Annotated in this window: 6 protein-coding genes and 1 CRISPR repeat array; of the genes, 1 reads left to right on the top strand and 5 read right to left on the bottom strand. The window is 69.7% G+C overall.

From position 1 onward, the window contains the following. The 3 genes from BUF17_RS16620 to BUF17_RS16610 form a co-directional block, all read right to left on the bottom strand. Entirely contained in the window at nt 1–849 is an 849-nt protein-coding gene (locus BUF17_RS16620; RefSeq protein ID WP_073630774.1) for a carbohydrate ABC transporter permease, read from the bottom strand. Beyond that, complete coding sequence (locus BUF17_RS16615) at nt 846–1,754, bottom strand: carbohydrate ABC transporter permease (RefSeq protein WP_073630772.1); 909 nt, start codon at nt 1,752–1,754, stop codon at nt 846–848. The genes BUF17_RS16620 and BUF17_RS16615 overlap by 4 nt, the downstream gene beginning before the upstream one ends. 179 nt (nt 1,755–1,933) lie before the next feature. Then, nucleotides 1,934–3,247 (bottom strand): extracellular solute-binding protein, encoded by a 1,314-nt coding sequence (locus tag BUF17_RS16610; RefSeq protein ID WP_073630770.1) that lies wholly within the window; start codon nt 3,245–3,247, stop codon nt 1,934–1,936. Nucleotides 3,248–3,362: 115 nt separating this feature from the next. Here BUF17_RS16610 and BUF17_RS16605 point away from each other — a divergent pair, with 115 nt between their 5' ends. Further along, nucleotides 3,363–4,571 carry an ROK family transcriptional regulator gene (locus BUF17_RS16605; RefSeq protein WP_073630768.1) on the top strand — a complete coding sequence of 403 codons (1,209 nt, stop codon included), beginning with the start codon at nt 3,363–3,365 and terminating at the stop codon, nt 4,569–4,571. Nucleotides 4,572–4,675: 104 nt separating this feature from the next. Then, a CRISPR array of direct repeats spans nt 4,676–6,181; the repeat unit is 32 nt; unit sequence GTTTCGATCCACGCCTCCGCGTGGGAGGCGAC. Between the two features lie 266 nt (nt 6,182–6,447). Here the strand turns inward: BUF17_RS16605 and BUF17_RS16600 are convergent. Both BUF17_RS16600 and BUF17_RS23110 read right to left on the bottom strand, forming a co-directional pair. Next, nucleotides 6,448–8,199 carry a sensor domain-containing diguanylate cyclase gene (locus tag BUF17_RS16600; RefSeq protein ID WP_073630766.1) on the bottom strand — a complete coding sequence of 584 codons (1,752 nt, stop codon included), beginning with the start codon at nt 8,197–8,199 and terminating at the stop codon, nt 6,448–6,450. A gap of 114 nt (nt 8,200–8,313) precedes the next feature. After that, nucleotides 8,314–21,291 (bottom strand): autotransporter-associated beta strand repeat-containing protein, encoded by a 12,978-nt coding sequence (locus BUF17_RS23110; RefSeq protein ID WP_210215460.1) that lies wholly within the window; start codon nt 21,289–21,291, stop codon nt 8,314–8,316. Nucleotides 21,292–21,332 lie beyond the last annotated feature (41 nt).

Genomic DNA, 21,332 nt, shown 5'->3' with positions numbered 1-21,332 from the left:
TCATCCTTTCATCATGCCGTCTGCGAAGCCGCGCACGATCTGGTCGCGGAACACGATGGCGAGCAGGATCACGGGGGCGACGCTGATCACGGCCGCGGCCATCATCTGGCCGAACACGGTCTGGTACTGGCCGGCGAAGGCCGAGATCACGAGCGGCACGGTCTGGGCCGACTGCCGCGTCAGGATCAGCGCGAAGAAGAACTCGTTCCAGGCTTCGACGAAGGCGAACACCGCCGCCGCGCCGAGCGGGGGGATCGAGATCGGCAGCACCACATGCCAGAAGGTGGCGAACACGCCCGCGCCGTCGATGGCCGCCGCCCGCTCGATGCCGGGCGGAATGCCGAGGAAGAAGCCGCGCAGGATCCAGATCACGATCGGCAGGTTGAACGACAGGTAGACGGTGCCGAGCGCCAGCACGTTGTCGATCAGGCCGAGGCGGCTGATGACGAGGAACAGCGGGATGGCGATGGCGATGCCGGGCAGCATCTGCGTGGCGAGGATCAGGAACGACAGCGCGTTCGCCCTGGGCACCGAAAGCCGGGCGAGGGCATAGGCCGCCGGCGCGCCGAGCGCCAGCGAGACCGCGGTCGAGAACACCGACACGATCAGCGAGTTGAGGATGCCGTGACCGAGGGCGGCGGCGGAGCCGAACACGGTCACGAAGTTCGACAGCGTGAAATGCTCGAGCGAGATGTCGGGCGGCTGCGCGATCAGCGCGCTCTGGTCGAGCACGCTCGACAGCACCAGCCACACGACCGGCGCGGCCGACCACACCACGAACAGCGCGAGGCCCGCGGTAACGGCAAGACTGAACGCCGGGCCGCCCCGGCGATAGCGCGCGTAGCTCATCGGCCGGCTCCCGGACGGCGCGGCCGCATCAGCCGGATATAGAGCGCGGCGAGCAGCAGCGTGAGGATGAACACGATGTTGGCGATGGCCGCGCCATAGCCGATATCGAGGAAATTGAAGGTCACGCGGTAGGCGAGGAAATTCATCAGCACGGTGGCATCCGCCGGCCCGCCGCGGGTCAGCACGAACACGATGTCGAACACCCTGAGCGACCAGATGGTCTGGAGCACCACGGCGATGGCGATGGCGCTGCGGATCGAGGGCAGGGTGATGTGGACGAAGCCCTGGAAGCGGTTCGCCCCGTCCATGTAGGCGGCGCGGTAGAGGATCGACGGCACCCGCTGAAGTCCGGCGAGCATCAGCAGCGCCACGAACGGCACCGACTTCCAGACGTCCACCAGCAGCAGGAAATTGAGCGCCGAGGCCGGGCTGCCGAGCCAGACCTGATTGTAGCTGATCAGCCCGAGCGACTTCAGAAGCCCGTTCAGCACGCCGTAATTGGCGTTGAGGATCCACTTCCACAGCACCGCGTTCGCGACCGGCGCGATCGCCCACGGCACCACAAGCAGGATGCGGAACGCCCCGAACCGGCCGAGCGGATGGTTGAGGAGCACGGCGATCCCGAGGCCTATGGCGACGACGAGCACCACCTCCGCCAGCGAGAAATAGAGCGTGTTGGCGACCGCGCGGCGGAAGGCCTCGTCGCCGAGAAGGCGCTCGAAATTGCCGAGGCCGATGAAGCTGCGGCTGATCTGGCCGGCGCTGAGCTGCACCTTCTGGGTGGCGAGCAGCACCGATTCCACGATGGGATAGCCGAGGATCGCCGCCAGCACCACAAGCGCGGGCACGACGAAGAGAAGGCCGACGACGCGCCGGCGCTGTTCGAAGGTGGCTGTTGCGGCCATCTGGTGCGCCTTGAAAGAGGCCTGCCTCGCGGCATGCGCTGCCGTCCGCGCCGGAAGGCGCGCCGCCGTGCGGGAAGGCCGGTCGAACTTCGAAAGATCTGCGCGCGGAAGAACTGCCGTGCGAAAGACCCGCGCGGCGCCGCCCTTGCCCGTCAGCCGGGCAGGGCGGCGCCGCCGGTTCAGCCGCGCCGCTTCACGATGGCTGCGACCTGGTCGGAGGCGTCGGCCATCGCCTGCTTGGCGGTCTTCTGGCCTTGCAGCGCCTTCTGCACCTCGGTGCCGACGGCCTGCGTCACCTGGTTGAAGTCCGGCGTGACGAAGCTGTTGTAGGGGTGTTTCGCCTGCTCCAGCACGACGGCCGCGTTCGGCAGCTTCTCCTGCACTTCCCTGTCCGCCAGCACCGAAAGGCGGATCGGCAGCCAGCCGGTGTCGAGCGCCTGGCGCTTCTGCACGTCGGCATCGAGATAGAACTCGACCAGGCTCTTGGCGAGCTCGGGGTGCTTGCTGTCCTTGCCGATGGTCCAGGCGTCGGTGCCGTCGATGGAGGCGCTGCCGGCCGGGCCGGCGGGCAGAATGGCGCTGGCGAGCTTGCCGACCACCTGCGACTGCTTCGGATCCTGCCCCGCGTTCCACATGAACGGCCAGTTCATCATCATCGAGGCGCGCCCGGCGAGAAGCACGTTGGTCGCGTCGTTGATGCCGACATAGGAGATCGAACCCGGGTCCGTCCCGGCCGACATCAGGTCCATCATCATCTGCAGCGCCTCGATTCCGGCGTCGCCGTTGAAGACCGGCAGGCCGTCCTCGCCATACATCTTGCCGCCGGCCTGCTGCAGGAACACCATCCAGTAGCTCGCCGTGCCGCCGATGCCGGCCGGATCGCCGTAGTTCGCCACGAAACCGAAGCGGCCGTCGCGCGTCAGCTCCTTGGTGGCCTTCTTCATCTCGTCCCAGGTCTTGGGCGCCTCGCTGAAGCCGATCTCGGCGAGATGGTCCTTGTTGTAGAACAGCGTGAGCAGCGACAGCGTGAACACCGCGCCGTAGCGCTTGCCGTCCCACGTCACCGTCTCGAAGCTCGACTGCGGCATGTCGTCGACGAGCGATTTCGGCAGATCGTCCGCGAAGGGCGCGAGGAAGCCGGCGAATTCCGGCACCCAGCCGCACATGTACATCACGTCCCACGGCGCGGAGCCGGAGGCGAACGCGGTCGCCATGCGGTCGTGCAGTTGCGGCCACGCCAGAAGGTCGTAGGTCACCTCGGCGCCGTTCGCCTTCTTCCAGCCATCGAACGCAGCCTCGGCGAACTTGGCGGCGCCGGGAGGGGCCGGATCGGGCGGGAGCGGGCCGAACACGCTGAGGCTGGCTTCGGCCGCCGCGGCGCTGCCACCGAGGAGGGTGAGCGGCGGCAGCGCCGCGAGCGCTCCCGCGCCTGCCATGCCCTTCAGCATGCCGCGGCGGGAGGGATGGAATCCGAACGGAAAGCGGTTGGACATCGGTGGACCCCTTCTGGCTTTTTGATTAGAGCCTTTCGGGCAGAGTGACGGCGGTGGCGGACCCTGTCAATAATTAATCCGTCATTCTGACTTATTAATTCCACGGGGATTTCCGGTGCTGCAAGCCACGAATGTCGTCAAGGCGAAGCTCATCAACGTCTGGGTGGTGTTCGAAGCCATTCGCATCCACGGACCGGTGCCGCGCACCGGCATCGCGGAGATCACCGGCCTGTCGAAGCAGGCGACGTCGGACCTCGTCGACGAGCTGCTGACGCTCGGCTTCGTGCGCGAGGAAAAGAGCGCGGAGCGCCGGGTGGGCAAGCCGCCGAAGCCGATCGCGATCAACCCGGATGGTGCGTTCACCATCGGCTTCCATGTCGATTACGGCCGCCTGACCGCCATCGTGATGAATCTCGGCGGCGACGTGCTCCTGTCGCAGACGCAACCGCTCGGCGAAGTGCGCGCGCCCGCGGTCGCCGAAATCCTGACCGAAACCGCCGCCCGCATCCTGCGCGAGGCGGCCGGCGAGCCGCTGCGGCTCGATTCCGCGCGCTTCCTCGGCGTCGGTCTCGCCACCGCCGGCCCGTTCGCGGTGAAGGGCATCAATCCGCCACGCCTGCCGGGCTGGGATGGCGCGGAACTCGTCCGCCTGCTGCGCGCCTCGTCCGGCCTGCCGGTGTCGCTCGCCAATGACGGCCAGTGCGCGGTCACGGCGGAATCGCGCTTCGGCGAGGCGGCGCGCAAGCTCAAGAACTTCGTCTATGTCTATCTCGGCAACGGCCTCGGCACCGGCATCATGCTGGAAGGCGCGGCGTTCGGCGGGGCCAACGGCAATGCCGGCGAGTTCGGCCACATGATCTCGGTGCCGGGCGGCCAGCCCTGCATCTGCGGCAAGCGCGGCTGCCTCGAAACCTACGTCTCGATGGATTCGCTGAGCCGCTTTCTGGCCGCCCGCGGCATCGCGCCGGGCGATGCGCTCGCGTTCGAAAGCCGCTTCTCGCCCGAACACCCCGCCGTCGCCGCCTGGATCGAGGAGGCGGTGGAGCCTCTGCGCATCGGGCTCAACACGCTGGAAAACCTGTTCGATCCGGAAACCGTGATGTTCGGCGGCGATGCGCCGTCATGGCTGATCGAGGCACTGATCGAGCGGGTGCCGCCGCTCTATCCCTCGATCGCCCGCACCGAACGCGAGGTGCCGCGCCTGATGAAGGCCGATCTCGGCGCCGATGCCGTCGCCCGCGGCGCCGCCATCCTGCCGCTCCTCGCCATGCTCAACCCCCAATACGGTCAGCTCAACGCCTTCGCCGCCCGCGAGGCCGGGTGAGCCAGCACGACAACGCCGCTCCCCCGGCCTCGCCATCACCTCAATCCCCCGCCTCCGCGTGGGAGGCGACTCCGGCCCATGCGGCGCGTCATCGCGACCTTCGTGTTTCGATCCACGCCTCCGCGCGGGAGGCGGCAGGGTCGGTGTCGGGTTGGATCTTGGCGAGCGCAGAGTTTCGATCCACGCCTCCGCGCGGGAGGCGACAGAGCGGCCAGTGGTTGCGCAGCACGCTTCAAATGTTTCGATCCACGCCTCCACGCGGGAGGCGACCGGATGGCAGATGCAGCAGCTCTCCTATCAGTTGTTTCGATCCACGCCTCCGCGCGGGAGGCGACGGCAGCGGTCGCAGGCTGACATCCTGTTCGAGCTGTTTCAATCCACGGCTCCGCGCGGGAGGCGACCCGGCCCAGCATTGGCGCCATCGAACAGGCCTGCCGGTTTCAATCCACGTCTCCGCGCGGGAGGCGACCTTCCACAGCCGGATCACGATCTCGTCTCCGTCGTTTCGATCCACGCCTCCGCGCGGGAGGCGACGGCATCGAGACCGATGGGGTGCCGCGATGATCCCGTTTCGATCCACGCCTCCGCGCGGGAGGCGACGCCGCCAATAAACGCGAGGCGGCGCTGCTTATCCATGTTTCGATCCACGCCTCCGCGCGGGAGGCGACCCGCTCCGGCCGCACCTTCGATGCCCTCGCCGAGTTTCGATCCACGCCTCCGCGCGGGAGGCGACCCGCTTCGTCCTGCCAGTCCGCTTCCGCCTCGGCCGCGTTTCGATCCACGCCTCCGCGCGGGAGGCGACGAATTGGCGTACGCATTAGTTAATGCAGTGCTACAGTTTCGATCCACGCCTCCGCGTGGGAGGCGACCAGCGTCAAGCGGTGGGCGGAACGCGCGTGTAACGGTTTCGATCCACGCCTCCGCGTGGGAGGCGACGCGATGCCGCCGTGGATTCGCTGTCGGCGCTGATCGAGTTTCGATCCACGCCTCCGCGTGGGAGGCGACTCCGGTGTTCATGTCGGCGGATTCGTTCTTCCTGAAGTTTCGATCCACGCCTCCGCGTGGGAGGCGACAAAGGCGCAGCGCGGGCAGGTGGCGGCGCCGGGAGGTTTCGATCCACGCCTCCGCGTGGGAGGCGACGCCGTTCCCTGCCGGCCATCTTGTCTGCCCTACGGTTTCGATCCACGCCTCCGCGTGGGAGGCGACCTACGTCGCCAGTGACGCGCTCGTAGTGCGGCCAGTTTCGATCCACGCCTCCGCGTGGGAGGCGACCCGTCAGCTCTCTCGGCTTGTCATTGTTGCCGAGCGTTTCGATCCACGCCTCCGCGTGGGAGACGACCTGCCAAGATCGCAATCACGGACTACCGGGCCGGCGTTTCGATCCACGCCTCCGCGTGGGAGGCGACCGCCGATTGCCGAAAGCATCGAAGGGCTGATCTGATGTTTCGATCCACGCCTCCGCGTGGGAGGCGACGATCGCCAGTTCGGCCGCCGTCGGCGCATAGATCGGGTTTCGATCCACGCCTCCGCGTGGGAGGCGACCTCGTCTGCCCGCGCTGCACAATCATCTGGGGGAAAGTTTCGATCCACGCCTCCGCGTGGGAGGCGACGCCGGCAGCGTAGCAGATTGGGAAGGCGGGAGAAATTCGCCTCTCGGCGCGAACCGCGCGCGCAGAGCGGCCATCGAGGGCCGGCGGAAGGCGGCGTGAGGCCTCGCACCCTGGAAAATCAATCGCTTGAGACGTGCGCGAACCGGCCGGGGAAATCCGGCGCGCTTGGGGTTCGCGCTGGAAGACGCCGCCCCGACAGGCGCATCCGCCCGAGCGCCCCACCGGCGGCACCGTGCAGCACGCGCGGCAGCGTGCACCGGCCGGCCTCACGCCCCGAACGCGTGCCGGTCTTCGCCGTCGACCGCCACGCGGTCGCGCCCGGCCGCCTTGGCCGCGTAGAGCGCGTCGTCCGCACGCTTGAGCACCGCCTCGAAAGTGCCGGCGCCGCTGCGCGCGAAGGCGACGCCGATGCTCACCGTCACGGGGATCGTTCCGCCGTCCGTCGTCACGGGCGTCCGGGCGATGTCGGCGCGCAGCCGTTCCGCAAGCGCCCGCGCCTCGGACGGCAGCACGCCGTCGAGCAGGGCCACGAATTCCTCGCCGCCGAAGCGGGCGACATGGTCGCGGTCGCGCAGGCCCGCCCGGATCGTCTGCCCGACGAACTGGATGACGCGGTCGCCGCTGGCATGGCCGCAGGTGTCGTTGATGCGCTTGAAGAAATCCACGTCGACCATCAGCACCGCCGGCGGGTGCTCCGGGCTTGCGGCGGCCATCGCCGCCTCGCCGAGCGGCATCAGCGCCCGGCGGTTCAGCAGCCCGGTCAGCGCGTCGGTGTCCGCGAGGCGCTTCAGGCGGCCGAGATTCTCGTCGACGTCGCGGCGATAGTCCTCGTTCTGCCGCGCCTGCTGGGTCACCTCGGTCTCCAGGCGCACGACTTCTTCCAGCGCCTGGTGTTCCGCCTCCCGCGCGACGCCGAGGCGCCACAGCAGGGAGCGGACCGCGTCCGACAGCTTCAGCACGTCGCGCGAGCCGCCGTGGCGGCGCACCGTGGTCACGTCGGGGTTCTGGCCGATGAGGTCGATATCGTCGCTCAGCGCCTTCATCGGCCGCAGCGCGCCGTCGCACAGCCGCCAGGCGAGCACCACCCCGGCGACGGCGGCCGCGAGCCCGACCGCCAGAATGGTGAAGAACAGGATATCGGCCGGCGCCAGGGCGGAACTCACCGGGCGGCGCGCCATGACGATCCACCCGAGCCCGGGATAGGGACCGAGACCGGTCGTGCTGACGAGGCCGCTGACATAGCCGGTGCCGTCGAACACCGGAAGACCGCCGCTGCCCTGGACCTTCGAAACCAGCGCCGGGCTCAAGGACGCGGTCTCCGGTCCGATCAGCACCTTGCCGTCACGTCCGAACACGAGAAGTTCGAGATCCGGAGAGCCGCGCTGTTCGAGAAGAAGGCTGCGGCGCACCTCGTCGGCCCACCGCCAGCTCAGGTGCGCGCCGAGCACGCCCTCCAGCACGTTGTCCGGCCCGTAGACCGGCACGGCCACGTCCACGAAGCGGAAAGGCGCCTGATCGGCAGACGTCCGCAGGAACTTGTCGAGCAGCTTCGCATCGTGCACGTCCTCGACGGTGGCGCCCTTCAGGCCATGCTGGAACCAGGGCCGCTGCGAAACCGACACGCCTTCGAGAAGCCCGCCGGTCGACGCCTTGACGATTCCGTCGGGCATGGCAAATCCGATCCAGGTGTAGATCGGCAGCGTTTTCTGCAACTGCCTGAGCACGCTGCGGATGTTGCCGACATCGCCCCTCCAGATCGGACGCAGCGGCTCCAGGCTGGCGATGTTCCCGATCTCACGGAAGCGCTCGAACATGTGCTGGTCGAGGCGGTAGGCCATGGCGCGCGCGACGGAGACGAGGGAGTCCTCGGTCTCCCGCACCACCTGGCGCTTCGCCAGCTCGGCCGCCGTCGTCGCCACCGCGGCCACGGTGACGATGCACAAAAGCCCGGCGAGGATGGTCAGCTGAGAACGGATCGAGGCCCGGTCCCGCAGGTTCCTCAATCGATTCAGGCCCACGCCGCCGCCTCCGGATCACCCATACGCCGCCGCATCGTATCGCGGCCGGCCGGCAGCGGAAGCAACCCATGCCTGTAACCTGCGGAAGGACGCGACCCGGAGGCGAGCCAGCCTTCAGAACCGCAGTGTGAACACGCCGCGCACGCTGTTGTCCTGCAGGTTGGAAGAAAACGCCCCGTTGTAGCTGATGCCGAGGGTGGCGTTGCGGGCGACCGCGACGTCGAGCCCGGCGCCGATCTGCAGCGTATCGCGCGACACCGGGACCCCGTTCACCGCGAACGGCACGCCCGAGCCGGCGAAGGCGAGCGTCGTGGCCGGGTCGACATCGCCGAAGGCATGCTGCCACGCCACCGAGCCGCGCACCGCCGCCGGCATGTCGAACATGCGGAAGTCGGTCGAGAGCCGGATGCCGAGGGTGGTGAAGGTGGTGTTCATGCTTTCGCTGTCCGCAGACAACGCCGCCAGCGTCCCGGTTTCCGTGAAGGAATCCGTCTGCAGGTTGACATAGGCGAGCCCGGCGAACGGCTCGACCGCGACCTTGCCGAACCCGAGCTTGTAGCCGGCCTCGCCGAACACCTGTGCGGTGCGGGCGTCGTAGCTGCCGTCCGCCGCCCCGATGAGGCCCGGCAGCTCGACGTAGCGGTTGCTGTCGACCGACTGCCATGCGTAGGAGGCGCCGAACCGCAGGCCGAGATCGCCGGGTCCGAGCTTGCGGAAGGTCGTGCCGCCATAGAGCGACAGGCTGTAGCTGTCGATCGAGCCGGAGGTGACGGCGCCGTTGGCGCTGAACGAGGTGTAGCCGTAGCCGAACGCCGCGCCGAGCAGGCTGTCGCTGCCGATCATGCGATCGTAGCCGGTCACGAACCCGCCGGTGGAGCGCTGCACCGAAGCGGCCTCGTCGCCGCTGAACCGGCCCCACGAGCCGTAGGCTTCCGCCCACAGGCCGTTCGGCGCGGCAAGGCTCGCAGCGGAGGGAACCGCGCTCGCCGAAGCCGCACCAGCAGGGTCGGCCGCCGCCTGCGCCGCGCCCGTCTGCCCGGCCGCGGGGGCGCCGGCGGAAAGGGTGGCACGGACATGGCCGATCACCGCGTCGCGCACGAAGCGGGAATCCTCCACCATCACCGATTGCAGGCTGGCATAGGTCTCGCCGGAGAGCGAGTTGAGCGCCAGCGGCACGTTGGCGGCGGTCAGCTGTTCCACCGCATCGAACACCGCATTGCCGGTGCCGAGGGTCGCAATGGCGTTGGCGACGCTCGCCTGGTTGTTCGTGCGGGCATAGGCGGCGAACGGCACCGTGTTGCGCGAGAGCGAGAGCAGCACGCTCGTCGGCTCGTAGATGAGTTCCGGGGTCAGGAACGCGTAGTTGCTGGTGACGTCGGAGAACCGGCCGCTCACCCCGCCGTCGGCCGTGATGATGGTGTAGGTCGTCCGACGCCCGTAGGCGGAACCGCTGTCGAGCGCCACCACCTGAACCGCCGCGCCGTTGGCGATCGTCACCGTGCCGCCCGCGGCGATGAGATCGCCGGTGCCGTCCGCCATCACCTCGACGCGGTAGACCGAGCCGGCGCCGAACGCGGCATTGCCGTTGACCGTGAGCGTGCCGGGCGAGTTGCCGGGCGAGACGATGCCTCCGGCGAGCACGAGCCCGCCGATGGTGCCGTTGCCGCCGATGATCGCCGGCGTCCCGTCGGGCGCGGTCCCGACCGTCACGATGGAGTTCGCCAGCGAGCCGTTCACCTTGAGCGTGCCACCGGTCACGGTGGTCGGGCCGGTGAAGCCGGGGCTGTCGCCGGTGATGTCGAGCACGCCGCCGCCGGTCTTGATGAAGCCGGAGCTTCCCTCCAGCACGCCGCCGAAGGTGGTGTCCGTGCTCTGGTTGACAGTCAGCGTGCCGGCGCCGAGGCGAATGGTCCCGCCGCTGCCGGAGAGGTAGGCGACCGTCTGGTTGGAATCGCCAAGGTCGATCACGCCGCCATCGGCGGCAAGGCCCGTGGTGGGATCGAGCGTTCCGGTCAGCCTCAGCGTGCCGCTCAACACCGTGGTGGCGCCGGTATAGCTGTTGTTGCCGGCGAGTTGCAGCGTGCCGGTGCCGGCCTGCACCACGCCGCCGGTGCCGCTGATGTCGCCGGTAAACACCACCTCGTCGGAACGGTTGAAGGCGAGGGTGCCGTTGTCGACGACGTTGCCGGTGATGCTGCCCGTCGTGCCGCCGGCGCCGATCTGCAGCGTCCCGCCGGAGATGGTCGTGCCGCCGGAATAGGTGTTCTCGGCCGTCAGCACCAGCGTGCCCGGCCCGGCCTGCACGAGGCCGCCGGCCCCGGTCACCGGCGCGCCGAGCGTCAGCGTGGTGCCGGAGGCGGGCGCGAACGTGCCGCCGCCGGTGCCGAGCGACACCGTCCGGCCGGTCGCGAAGCTCGCCGTGGTCGAAAGCGTGCCGCCGTTGAAAGCGAGCGCTCCACTCGCGGCGCCGAGATTGGCGTCGGTCGCCACCGAAAGCGTACCCCCATTGAGGAAGGTGCCGCCGGTATAGCTGTTCGCGCCGCCGAGCACGGTGGTGCCGGCCCCGGCCTGGGTCACGGCACCCGTACCCGAGATCGCGCCGGCGAGCGTCGTCGTGCCGGACGCCGCGCCGAACACCAGCGCGCCGTTGTTGGCGATGGCACCGGCAAGCGTGCCGGCGGTATTGCCGTCGCCGAGCTGCAGCGTGCCGGCGGCGATGGTGGTGCCGCCGGTGAAGCTGTTCGTGCCGGTCAGCACCAGCGTGCCGGTACCGGCCTGGGTCAGGCTGCCGCTGCCGGTGATGGCCCCGGCGAAGCTGATGGTGTCGGCACGGTCGAACACGAGCGCGCCGCTGTTGGCCACCGTGCCCGAAAGCGTGCCCGCCGTGCCGCCGTTGCCGACCTGCAGGGTCGCGCCGGCGGCAATCGTCGTGCCGCCGGTGAAAGTGTTCGTTCCGGTCAGGATCAGCGTGCCCGGCCCGGCCGCATTCAGCGTGCCGGCGCCGGAGATTGCGCCCGCCACCGTCAGCGCGGTGCCGGCGGCCGGCGTGAAGGTGCCCGCACCCGCGAGCGACACCGTCCGCGCGGTGGTGAACGAGGCGGTGGTCGCGAGCGTGCCGCCATCGAGCACGAGCCCGCCCGCGGCGGCACCGAGATTGGCGTCCGCGCCGACCTGCAGCGTGCCGCCGGCGATGGTGGTTCCGCCGGCATAGGTGTTGGTGCCGGCAAGCACCAGCGTGCCGGCATCCGTCTTGGTCAGGCCCGCGGCGCCGGCGATGGTCGTGGCAATCGTCGCCGTCACGCCCTGGTCGACCCGCACGAACGGCGCGTCACCATCCGACTGCGTCACCAGCGTCAGCGTCCCGGCCCCGGTGATGCGATAGCCGTCGGTGGAGAACTGCAGCCCAGAGGCGCTTTCGGCACCGGGCAGGTCGACGGTGCCGGCCGTGCCGGTGAAGATCGCGGTGCCGCCGCCGATCCAGCTCTGGGCGACGGTGCCGTCCACGTTGGTCCAGTTGGCGGAGGAACCCCAGGTGCCGCTGCCGCCGGTGATGACACCGCTGCCCGGTGTGCCGGCGCCGTTCCACCATTGGGTCGAGGCGCCGCTTGCCACCACGACGAGGTTCACCTGGCCGGTCACCGCGGTCTGGATCACGCTCGACGACAGGTCGGGCGGAACGTCGGACAGGGTCAGGCCGCCGGCGTTCGTCAGCGTGCCGCCGTAGTTGATCAGGCGGTAGCTGCCCGGCAGGAAGCCCCCGCCGTCGTTGACGGTGAGCGTGCCGCCGTTGAGCGCGAGGTCGCCGGTGACGTTGACGAGATCGTTCTCGCTCCCGCCTTCCACATTCGGCTGGGCGAGGTCGAACGCGAGGTTCGCGCCGGTCCCGACAATCAGCGAGCCGGCGATCGAGAGCGTGCCCGCGGCACCGCTCGCGCCGGGCGCCAGCGTCGCGCCGTTGGCCAGCGTCACCGCACCGCCGAGCGTTCCGGACCCGCCGAGGGTGCCGCCGTTCACCGCGACCGTCGTCGCCTCAAGCGCACCGTCGACGAACAGCGAACCGGAGGTGACCGTCGCCGTCGTGACCGCGGACGTGCCGGACGCATCCGTCAGCGTCAGGCTGCCGGTGCCGGTCTTGACGAAGCCGCCGCCGGAGCCGCTGAAGGTGCCGGAGAACATGTTGGTGGCGTTGCTGTCGAGCGTGAGGGTGTTCGCGCCGAGCGACGCCGCGCCCGCCCCCATGAGACCGGCGACGGTCTGGTCGAAGTCGCCGAGAGCGAGCGTCCCTCCCGGGCCGATATAGACGCTGCTCGAGGCCGAAAGCGCGCCGGCCGCTCCACCGGCGAGCGTGCCGGCGAGGATCGAAGTCATGCCGCTGTAGCTGTTCGCGCCGGAGAGCGTGGTCGTTCCTGTTCCGGCCTGAGTGACGCTGCCGGTGCCGCTGATCGCGCCGGCGAAGGCCACCGCGTCGGAGCGGGCGAACGAGAGCGTGCCGGACGTCGAGACATCGCCCGACAGACTGCCGTCGGTCGCGCCGTCGCCGACCTGAAGGACGGCGCCGGCGGCAATCGTCGTGCCGCCGGTCTGGGCGGCGGCGCCGGAGAGGGTGATAACCCCGCTGCCGGAGATCGTCAGCGAGCCCGTGCCGGTCATCGTCCCGGCATAGGTGCCGCCCGTCGATTGCGCAAAGGTCACGTTGGCGTTGTTGACGATATCGCCCTGAAGGCTCGCCGTCGTGCCGCTCAGCACGCCGGCCGAAACCGTGGTGCCGCCGCTGTAGCTGTTCGTCCCCGTCAGCGTCAGCGTGCCGCTGCCGGCCTGCTCAAGCACGCCTGCGCCGGAAATCGCGCCGGCGAAGCTCACCGCGTCCGACCGGTCGAACACCAGCGTCGTGCCGCTCGCGAGCGTGACCGGGCCGGCGAGGCTGCCGCTGGTGCCGCCGTCGCCGATCTGGAGAGTGCCGCCATTGACCGTCGTGCCGCCGGTCTGGCTGTTCGCCCCCGTCAGCGTCAGGGTGCTCACACCGCTCTTCTGCAAGGCGCCGGCGCCGCTGATCGCACCGCTGAAGGTGGCGGACGAGGTCATGCCGAAGGCGAGCGTCGCGCCGCTTGCGACGGCGGCATCGCCGGGCAGGCTGGCAGGCGTCACCTCCAGCACGCCGGCCGAAACCGTGGTGCCGCCGGTATAGCTGTTCGTCCCCGTCAGCGTCAGCGTGCCGGTCCCGGTCTTCGTCACGGCACCCGTGCCGGAGATGGCACCGGCGAAGGTCGCGTCGATCGTCTGGTCGAACACGAGGCTGGCATTGTCGACCACGTCGCCCGGCAGCGAGGCCGCGCTCGCCTGCAGCGTGCCGGCGGAAATCGTCGTGCCGCCGGTGTAGGTGTTGGCGCCGGTCAGCACGACCGTTCCGGTGCCGGAGACCGTCAGCGAGCCCGTGCCGCTCATCGCACCGGCATAGGTGCCGCCCGTCGATTGCACGAAGGTCACGGTCGCGTTGTTGAGGATATCGCCCTGGAGGCTCGCCGTCGTGCCGCTCAGCACGCCGGCCGAAACCGTGGTGCCGCCGGTATAGCTGTTCGTCCCCGTCAGCGTCAGCGTGCCGCCGCCGGCCTGTTCCAACGCACCCGCGCCGGAAATCGAGCCGGCGAAGGCCACCGTATCCGACCGGTCGAACACCAGCGCCGTGCCGCTCGCGAGCGTGACGGGGCCGGCGAGGCTGCCGCTGGTGCCGCCGTTGCCGATCTGGAGGGTGCCGCCATCGACGGTAGTGCCGCCGGTCTGGCTGTTCGCGCCCGTCAGCGTCAGGGTGCCCGTTCCATCCTTCTGCAGCACACCGGCGCCGCTCACCGCGCCGCCATAGGTGGCGTCCGTGGCGATCTCGAAGGCGAGCGTCGCGCCGGCCGAAACCGTCGCGTTGCCGGGCAGGCTCGCAGGCGTCACCTGCAGCACGCCGGCCGAGATTGTCGTGCCGCCGGCATAGCTGTTCGCCCCCGTCAGCGTCAGCGTGCCCGCCCCCGTCTTCGTCACGGCACCCGTGCCGGAGATGGCACCGGCGAAGGTCGCGTCGATCGTCTGGTCGAACACGAGGCTGGCATTGTCGACCACGTCGCCCGGCAGCGAGGCCGCGCTAACCTGCAGCGTGCCGGCGGAAATCGTCGTGCCGCCGGTATAGGTGTTGGCGCCGGTCAGGATCAGCGTGCCGACGCCGGTCTTTGTGAGGCCCGCGCCGCCGTCGATCTGGACCGCGATGGTCGCGGTCGCGTCCTCGTCGACCCTGATGAACGGCGCGGTGCTGTCAGCCGCAGCAACCAGGATCAGCGTGCCGCCGCCGGTCAGCTGGTAGCCGTCCACGGCGAACTGGAGGCCGGAGGCGTTGACGGGATCCGGCAGATCGACCGTCCCGGCGGTGCCGGTGAACACGGCCATGCCGCCGTCGATCCAGCTCTGGCCGATCGTGCCGTCGACGTTTGACCAGTTCGCGCTGGTGCTCCACGTCCCGTCGCCGCCGGTGATGGTGCCGCTGCCCGCCGCGCCGGCACCGTTCCACCACTGCATCGACAGGCCATCCTCGATGGCGATCAGGTTCACCTGCCCCGTCACCGCCGTCTGGATCACGCTCGAAGACAGGTTCGCGGGCACGTTTGCCAGCGTCAGGTCGGCGCCGCTGAGAGGACCGTCATAGCTGATGAGCTGGTAGCTGCCCGGCAGAAAATCGCTGCCCGCGTTGATGGTGACGATGCCGCCATCGAGGGTCAGACCGCTGCCCACGACGATGCGATCGTTCTGCGACCCGCCCACGACATTCGGCTGGCCGAGATCGAACAGGAGGTTCGAACCGGCGGCGACGGTGAGGCCGCCGCCGATGGTCAGCGTGCCCGCGGCACCGTTCGCACCGGGAGCGAGGGTCCCGCCGCTGCCGAGACTCACGCCGCCGTCGAGCGTGCCGGACCCGCCGAGCGTGCCGCCGGTCACGGTAGCCGTCGACACGCTCAGCCAGCCGTTCACGAACAGCGATCCGGAGGAGAGCTGGACGGTGTCCACCACGGAGTTGCCGGAAGCATCGATCAGCGTCAGGCTGCCGGTTCCTGTCTTCACCAGTCCGCCATTGCCGCGGAAGGTGCCGGAGAACACGTCGTCGGTATTACCGCCGCCGACCGTCAGCGTCCTCACGCCGGTGGCCACGGCGCCCGCGCCGGTCAGCCCGGCGATGGTCTGGTTTCCGCCGCTGATGTTCAGCGTGCCGGCGGCGCCGACATCGACGGCGCTCGATGCCGACAGGACGTTGGCGGCCGCGGCCTCGAGCGTACCCGCGACGATCGACGTGGCACCGCTATAGGTGTTGGCGCCGGACAGAACGGTGGTGCCGGTGCCGGCCTGGGTGAGGGTGCCGGCGCCGGAAATCACGCCGGAAACCGTCAGAGTCGCGGTGCTGTCGAAGGTGAGCGTGCCGGCATTGGCGATGGCGCCGGTGAGGCTGCCGCTCGCGCCGCCATCGCCGACGCGAAGCCCGGCGCCGGTAGAGATGGTGGTACCGCCGGTGTAGGTGTTGGTGCCGGTCAGCACCACCGTGCCGGTCCCGGAAACCGTCAGCGTGCCGCTGCCGCTCATGTCGCCGGCATAGGTTCCGGTGGTCGACTGCTCGAACACGACGGCGGCATTGTTGACGATGTCGCCCTGAACGCTCGCCGTCGTGCCGCTCAGCACGCCGGCCGAAACCGTGGTGCCGCCGGTATAGCTGTTCGTCCCCGTCAGCGTCAGCGTGCCGCTGCCGGCCTGCTCCAGCGCGCCGGCGCCGGAAATCGCGCCGGCGAAGGCCACCGTATCCGAGCGGTCGAACACCAGCGCCGTGCCGCTCGCGAGCGTAACGGGTCCGGTGAGGCTGCCGCTGGTGCCGCCATTGCCGACCTGAAGAGTGCCGCCATCGACGGCCGTGCCGCCGGTCTGGCTGTTCGCCCCGGTCAGGGTCAGGGTGCTCGCGCCGGTCTTCCGCAGCCCGCCGGCGCCGCTCACCGCGCCGCCATAGCTGGCGTCCGTGACCATATCGAAGGCGAGCGTCGCGCCGGTCGAAACCGTCGCGTCGCCGGGCAGGCTGGCAGGCGTCACCTGCAGCACGCCGGCCGAGATTGTCGTGCCGCCGGCATAGCTGTTCGCCCCCGTCAGCGTCAGCGTGCCCGCCCCCATCTTCGTCACGGCGCCCGTGCCGGAGATGTCGCCGGAGAAGGTCGCGTCGGTCGCCTGGTCGAACACCAGGCTGGCATTGTCGACCACGTCGCCGGGCAGCGAGGCCGCGCTCACCTGCAGCGTGCCGGCGGAAATCGTCGTGCCGCCGCTGTAGGTGTTGGCGCCGGTCAGGATCAGCGTGCCGGTCCCGGAAACCGTCAGCGAGCCGCTGCCGCTCATGTCGCCGGCATAGGTTCCGGTGGCCGACTGGTCGAACACGACGGCGGCATCGTTGACGATATCGCCCTGAAGGCTTGCCGTCGTGCCGCTCAGCACACCGGCCGAAACCGTCGTGCCGCCGCTGTAGCTGCTGGTCCCCGTCAGCGTCAGCGTGCCCGTGCCGGTCTTCGTCAGCCCGCCGGTGCCGCCGATATTGCCGGAGAGCGTCAGCGCTGTCCCATCAGCGACGGAGACGCTGCCGCCGCCGCCGTTCAGGGTGACCGCGCGGGCGGAGGCGAAGGTGCCCGTGGTCGCGAGCGTGCCGCCGCCGAACGCAAGCCCGCCCGCAGCGCCGCCGAGATTTCCGTCCGAAGCGACCTGAACGGTCCCGCCCGAGATGGTGGTGCCGCCGAGATAGCCGTTCGCGCCGGAGAGCACCAGGGTTCCGGCGCCGGTCTTGGTAAGCCCGCCGTCCCCGGTAACGGCGCCCGTCGCCGTCAGCGTCGTGCCCGAACCGATGTCAAGGGTGCCGCCACCGGTGTCGAGCGTGATCGCCCGCGTCGTGGAGAATGTCCCCGTGGTCGCCAGCGTGCCGTCGTCGAGCGCAAGCCCGCCCGCGGCGTTGCCGAGATTGCCGTCGGTGGCGATCTGCACCGTCCCACCGGAAATCGTCGTGCCGCCGCTGTAGGTGTTGGCGCCGGAGAGCGTCAGCGTGCCCGCGCCGATCTTCTGAAGCGCGCCGGCCCCGGAGAACACGCCGGAAAGGGTGGCGCCGAGACCGTTGGTGTCGACGGCCGAGGTCGTGGCCGAGACGAGCGTCGCCGCGACGTTGGTCGAGAGCGCGCTGCCGATGACCTGGATGGTGCCGCCGCCGAGATTGAACACGTAGCTGCCGCTGCCGGCATAGCGGCCGACGAGCCCGTCGGCGCCGCCGACCTGCAGCGTGCCGCCGTTGAGGTCGTACTGGCCGTTGCCGTAGGCCGAGAGATAGAGGTGCGAACCGGCATTGACCGTCAGCGTGCCGCCGTCCTGCAGAATGCGGCCGGAGGACTGGCCCTGGGTCGCCCCGCTCTCGCGGTTGCCGATCACGAGGCTTGCCGGCCCGTTGACGCCCGTCTGCACCGAGACCGTGCCGGTGCCGGAGAGGTGCAGAAGGCCGGTGCTCACCGGCTGCGAGCCGCTGTTGCGGCCGATGTCGTTCAGCCCGCCGAGCAGGTTCAGCGTGCCGGCGCTGATGTTGTAGGTGCCGTTGCCGCCCTGGTTGCCGATATTGAGGGTGACGCATCGCGCGACGTCGCCGCAGGTCGGCGAGATGTTCACCACGCCGCCGGTCTGGTTCACGGTGCCGGTGCCGCCCCAGTCGCCCACCTGCATGGCGATGCCGGTGTTGAGCGTGCCGCCGGAGATGTTGAGCGCCGCCGTATTGCCGATGCCGCCGCCGACGGAGAAATAGTCGATCGACGAGGTGCCGCCGGTGACCGCGATCGCACCGCCTTCGAGATGCGTCTCGCCGCCGGCGATGGTGACGCTGTCGAGCGTCAGGGTGCCGGTGCCGGTCTTGGTGAACACGCCGTAGGGGTTGATCCAGCTCACGCCGCCATTGGTGATGGTGCCGGAGAAGGTGTTGTCGGCGGTGTTGTTGAGGGTCAGGTTGGAGGTGTTGGTCGTCACCGCGCCGGCGCCGGTCAGCGCCGAGATGGTCTGGCTCGCGGTGATGTTCAGCGTCGCGCCCGCGGCGATGTCGATTGCGGTGCCCGTGGGCAGGGCGCCGGCCGTGCTCGCCGTCAGCGTGCCCCCTGAGATCGTGGTGCCGCCCGTGTAGGTGTTGGCGCCGGAGAGCGTCAGCGTTCCGGGGCCCGTCTTGACGAGCGCGCCGGTGCCCGAGAACACGCCGGAGAGATTGGCCGCGAAGCCGTTGGTGTCGATGGTCGAGGTGGTGCCCGAGACGAGCGTCGCGGCGACGTTCGTGGTGAGCGTGCTGCCGATCACCTGGATGGTGCCGCCGCCGAGATTGAACACATAGCTGCCGCTGCCGGCATAGTGACCGACGAGCCCGTCGGCGCCGCCGACCTGCAGCGTGCCGCCGTTGAGGTCGTACTGGCCGTTGCCGTAGGCCGAAAGATAGAGGTGCGAACTCGCGCCGATGGTCAGCGTGCCGCCGTCCTGGATGATGCGGCCGGAGGACTGGGCGACCGTGGCGGTGTTGTCGCGGTTGCCGATCACGAGGCTCGCCGGCCCGTTGCTGTCCGTCTGCAGCGCGACGACCGCAGCGCCGGAGATGTGCAGCAGGCCGGTGCTCGCGGCGCGCGATCCGGTGTTGCGGCCGATATCGTTCAGCCCGCCGACGAGGTTCAGCATGCCGCCGCTGATGTTGTAGGTGCCGTTGCCGCCCTGGTTGCCAACATTGAGGGTGGCGCAGCGCGCGGTGTCGCCGCAGGTCGGCGAGATGTTCACCACGCCGCCGGTCTGGTTCACCGTTCCGGTACCGCCCCAGTCGCCCACCTGCATGGCAACGCCGGTGTTGAGCGTGCCGCCGGAGATGGTGAAGGTCGCGGTGTTGCCCGTCCCGGTTCCGACCGCGAAATAGTCGACCGACGAGGTGCCACCGGTCATCGCGATGGTGCCGCCCTCGAGGTGCGTCTCACCGCCGGCGATGGTGGCGCTGTCGAGCGTCAGGGTGCCGGTGCCGGTCTTGGTAAAGACGCCGTAGGGGTTGATCCAGCTGACGCTGCCATTGGTGATGGTGCCGGAAAACGTGCTGTCGGCGGTGTTGTTGAGGGTCAGGTTGGAGGTGTTGGTGGTCACCGCGCCGGCGCCGGTCAGCGCGGAAATGGTCTGGTTCGCGGTGATGTTCAGCGTCGCGCCCGCGGCGATGTCGACCGCGGTGCCCGTGGGCAGGGCACCGGCCACACCAGCGGTCAGCGTGCCGCCGGAAATCGTCGTCGCGCCGGCATAGTTGCTCGCCGCCGACAGCGCCACGGTGCCGACGCCGGTCTTGACGAGGCCGTTGCCGCCGAAAATGCCGCCCGAGAGCGTCGTGGTCCCCGCGGCGCGGTCGAGCGTGGCGATCAGGCCATTGCCGACCGCGATCGAATTCGAAACCGCCGTGGCCCCGGTGAAGGAAAGCGTGCCGTTGGCGGCGAAGGTGAGCATGCCCGAACCGAGCGCGCCGTTCGACCCGACGACGATCGTGCCCGCGGAAAGCGTGGTGCCGCCGCCATAGGTGTTGGCGCCGGAAAGGGTCAGGCTGCCGGACCCAGTCTTCGCGACCGCGCCGGAACCGGAAAGAACCCCGGAAAAGGTCGCATTCAGGCCGTTGGTGTCGATCGTCGCCGTCTTGCCGGTGAGGATCGCCGCCGCCGTCGATGTGGTCAGGCTGCTGCCGACGACCTGCAGCGTGCCGCCGCCGAAATTGAACGTTCCCGTGCCCTGGATGCCGTTGGTACCGCCGACGGCGAAGGTGCCGCCGTTCAGGTTGAGCGTCCCGGTGCCGGCGCCGAAGCTGAGGTGCGAGCCCGACAGCGTGAGCGTTCCGCCGGTCTGGGTCACCGTGCCGGTCGCGGTCGCGTTGTTGGCCAGCGTCAGGTTCGTCGCCAGCGTCGCGGTGCCGCCGCTGATGTTGAACGCGCCGGTGCCGCCCGCCGCCGACCCGACGATGAAGTTCGCAGAACCGCCCGGATTCTGCACCGTCAGCGTACCGGCGGAGAGATTGTAGGTGCCGGTTCCGCCGGTGCCGACCGAGCTGACGTCGCTGCCGAGCTGGATCGGGTTGAGCAGGCTGAGGGTCACGACGGAATCGGCACCGCTCTGGGTCACGGTGCCGGTCGCCTTGGCATCGCCGATGAAGAGCTGGCCGCCGGTGTTGCTGCCCGTCGTTATCGTGAACCGGGCGGAATCGGAAATGTTCAGGTTGGCGGTCGAGGCGGTGCCCGTTCCGCCCGCGCCGCTGGTGCGCGAGCCGACATACATCGTCATGCCGCCGTGGCCGGCATCGAACACCGCATCGCCGCTCAGGCTGTAGGTGCCGGTGCCGCCCTGGGTGCCGAGATCGACCGCACCGCCGCTTAGGAACCGGACGGTGCCGCCCGTCTGGTTGAACAGCCCGGTCACGCCGGTACCGCGCCCGATGGCGAGGCCACCATAGTTGGCGAGGTCCGTGGCACCGTCGACATAGTCATAGAGCAGCAGGCCGCCGCTCATGTTCAGCGTGCCGTTGCCACTGCCGGGATTCGAAGAGCCGCCACCGACCCACAGCCGGCCGATCGAGGTGGGGGGAGGGCTGGCGCCGTTGGCGATCACGAACTCGACCGTGCCGCCCGTGATGTTCAGGGTGCCGGTACCGCCATTGCCGATCTCGATACGGCCGCTGGCCGAGCCCACAGCGGTGTTCACCGTGATGGACGAGCCGGCGCCGAGCGTCAGCGTGGCCGCGCCATCGGACGTTCCGATATCGAAGGGAGAGACGTCGAAGGTCAGCGCCAGCGGCGAGGCCGCGCCGGGCAAGGTCCAGGCGGGAGCGGCCACGAACACACCGCCGCCGCTCGCGGTGATCTGGTTCGGCTGTCCGCTGGCGATGGCGCTGTTCACCGCGGAGGTGAAGTCCGGCTGCGTGGTGACCGTCACGCTGTCGGCAAGGCCGGGGCGGGGGCCCATCAGGCTGAGCGCGGCAACACCCAGCAGCAAACGGCGTGCGAAATCGCTTGAGCCCGAAGCCATCGTCGACCCACCCCACCCTGATCGGAAGCGGGGAGGAGGAT

Origin of the sequence: Pseudoxanthobacter soli DSM 19599, assembly GCF_900148505.1 — a bacterium.
GTDB classification, from domain to species: Bacteria; Pseudomonadota; Alphaproteobacteria; order Rhizobiales; family Segnochrobactraceae; genus Pseudoxanthobacter; species Pseudoxanthobacter soli.
The sequence above is the reverse complement of the archived record's forward strand: the minus strand, read 5'-3'. Positions and strand labels throughout refer to the sequence as shown.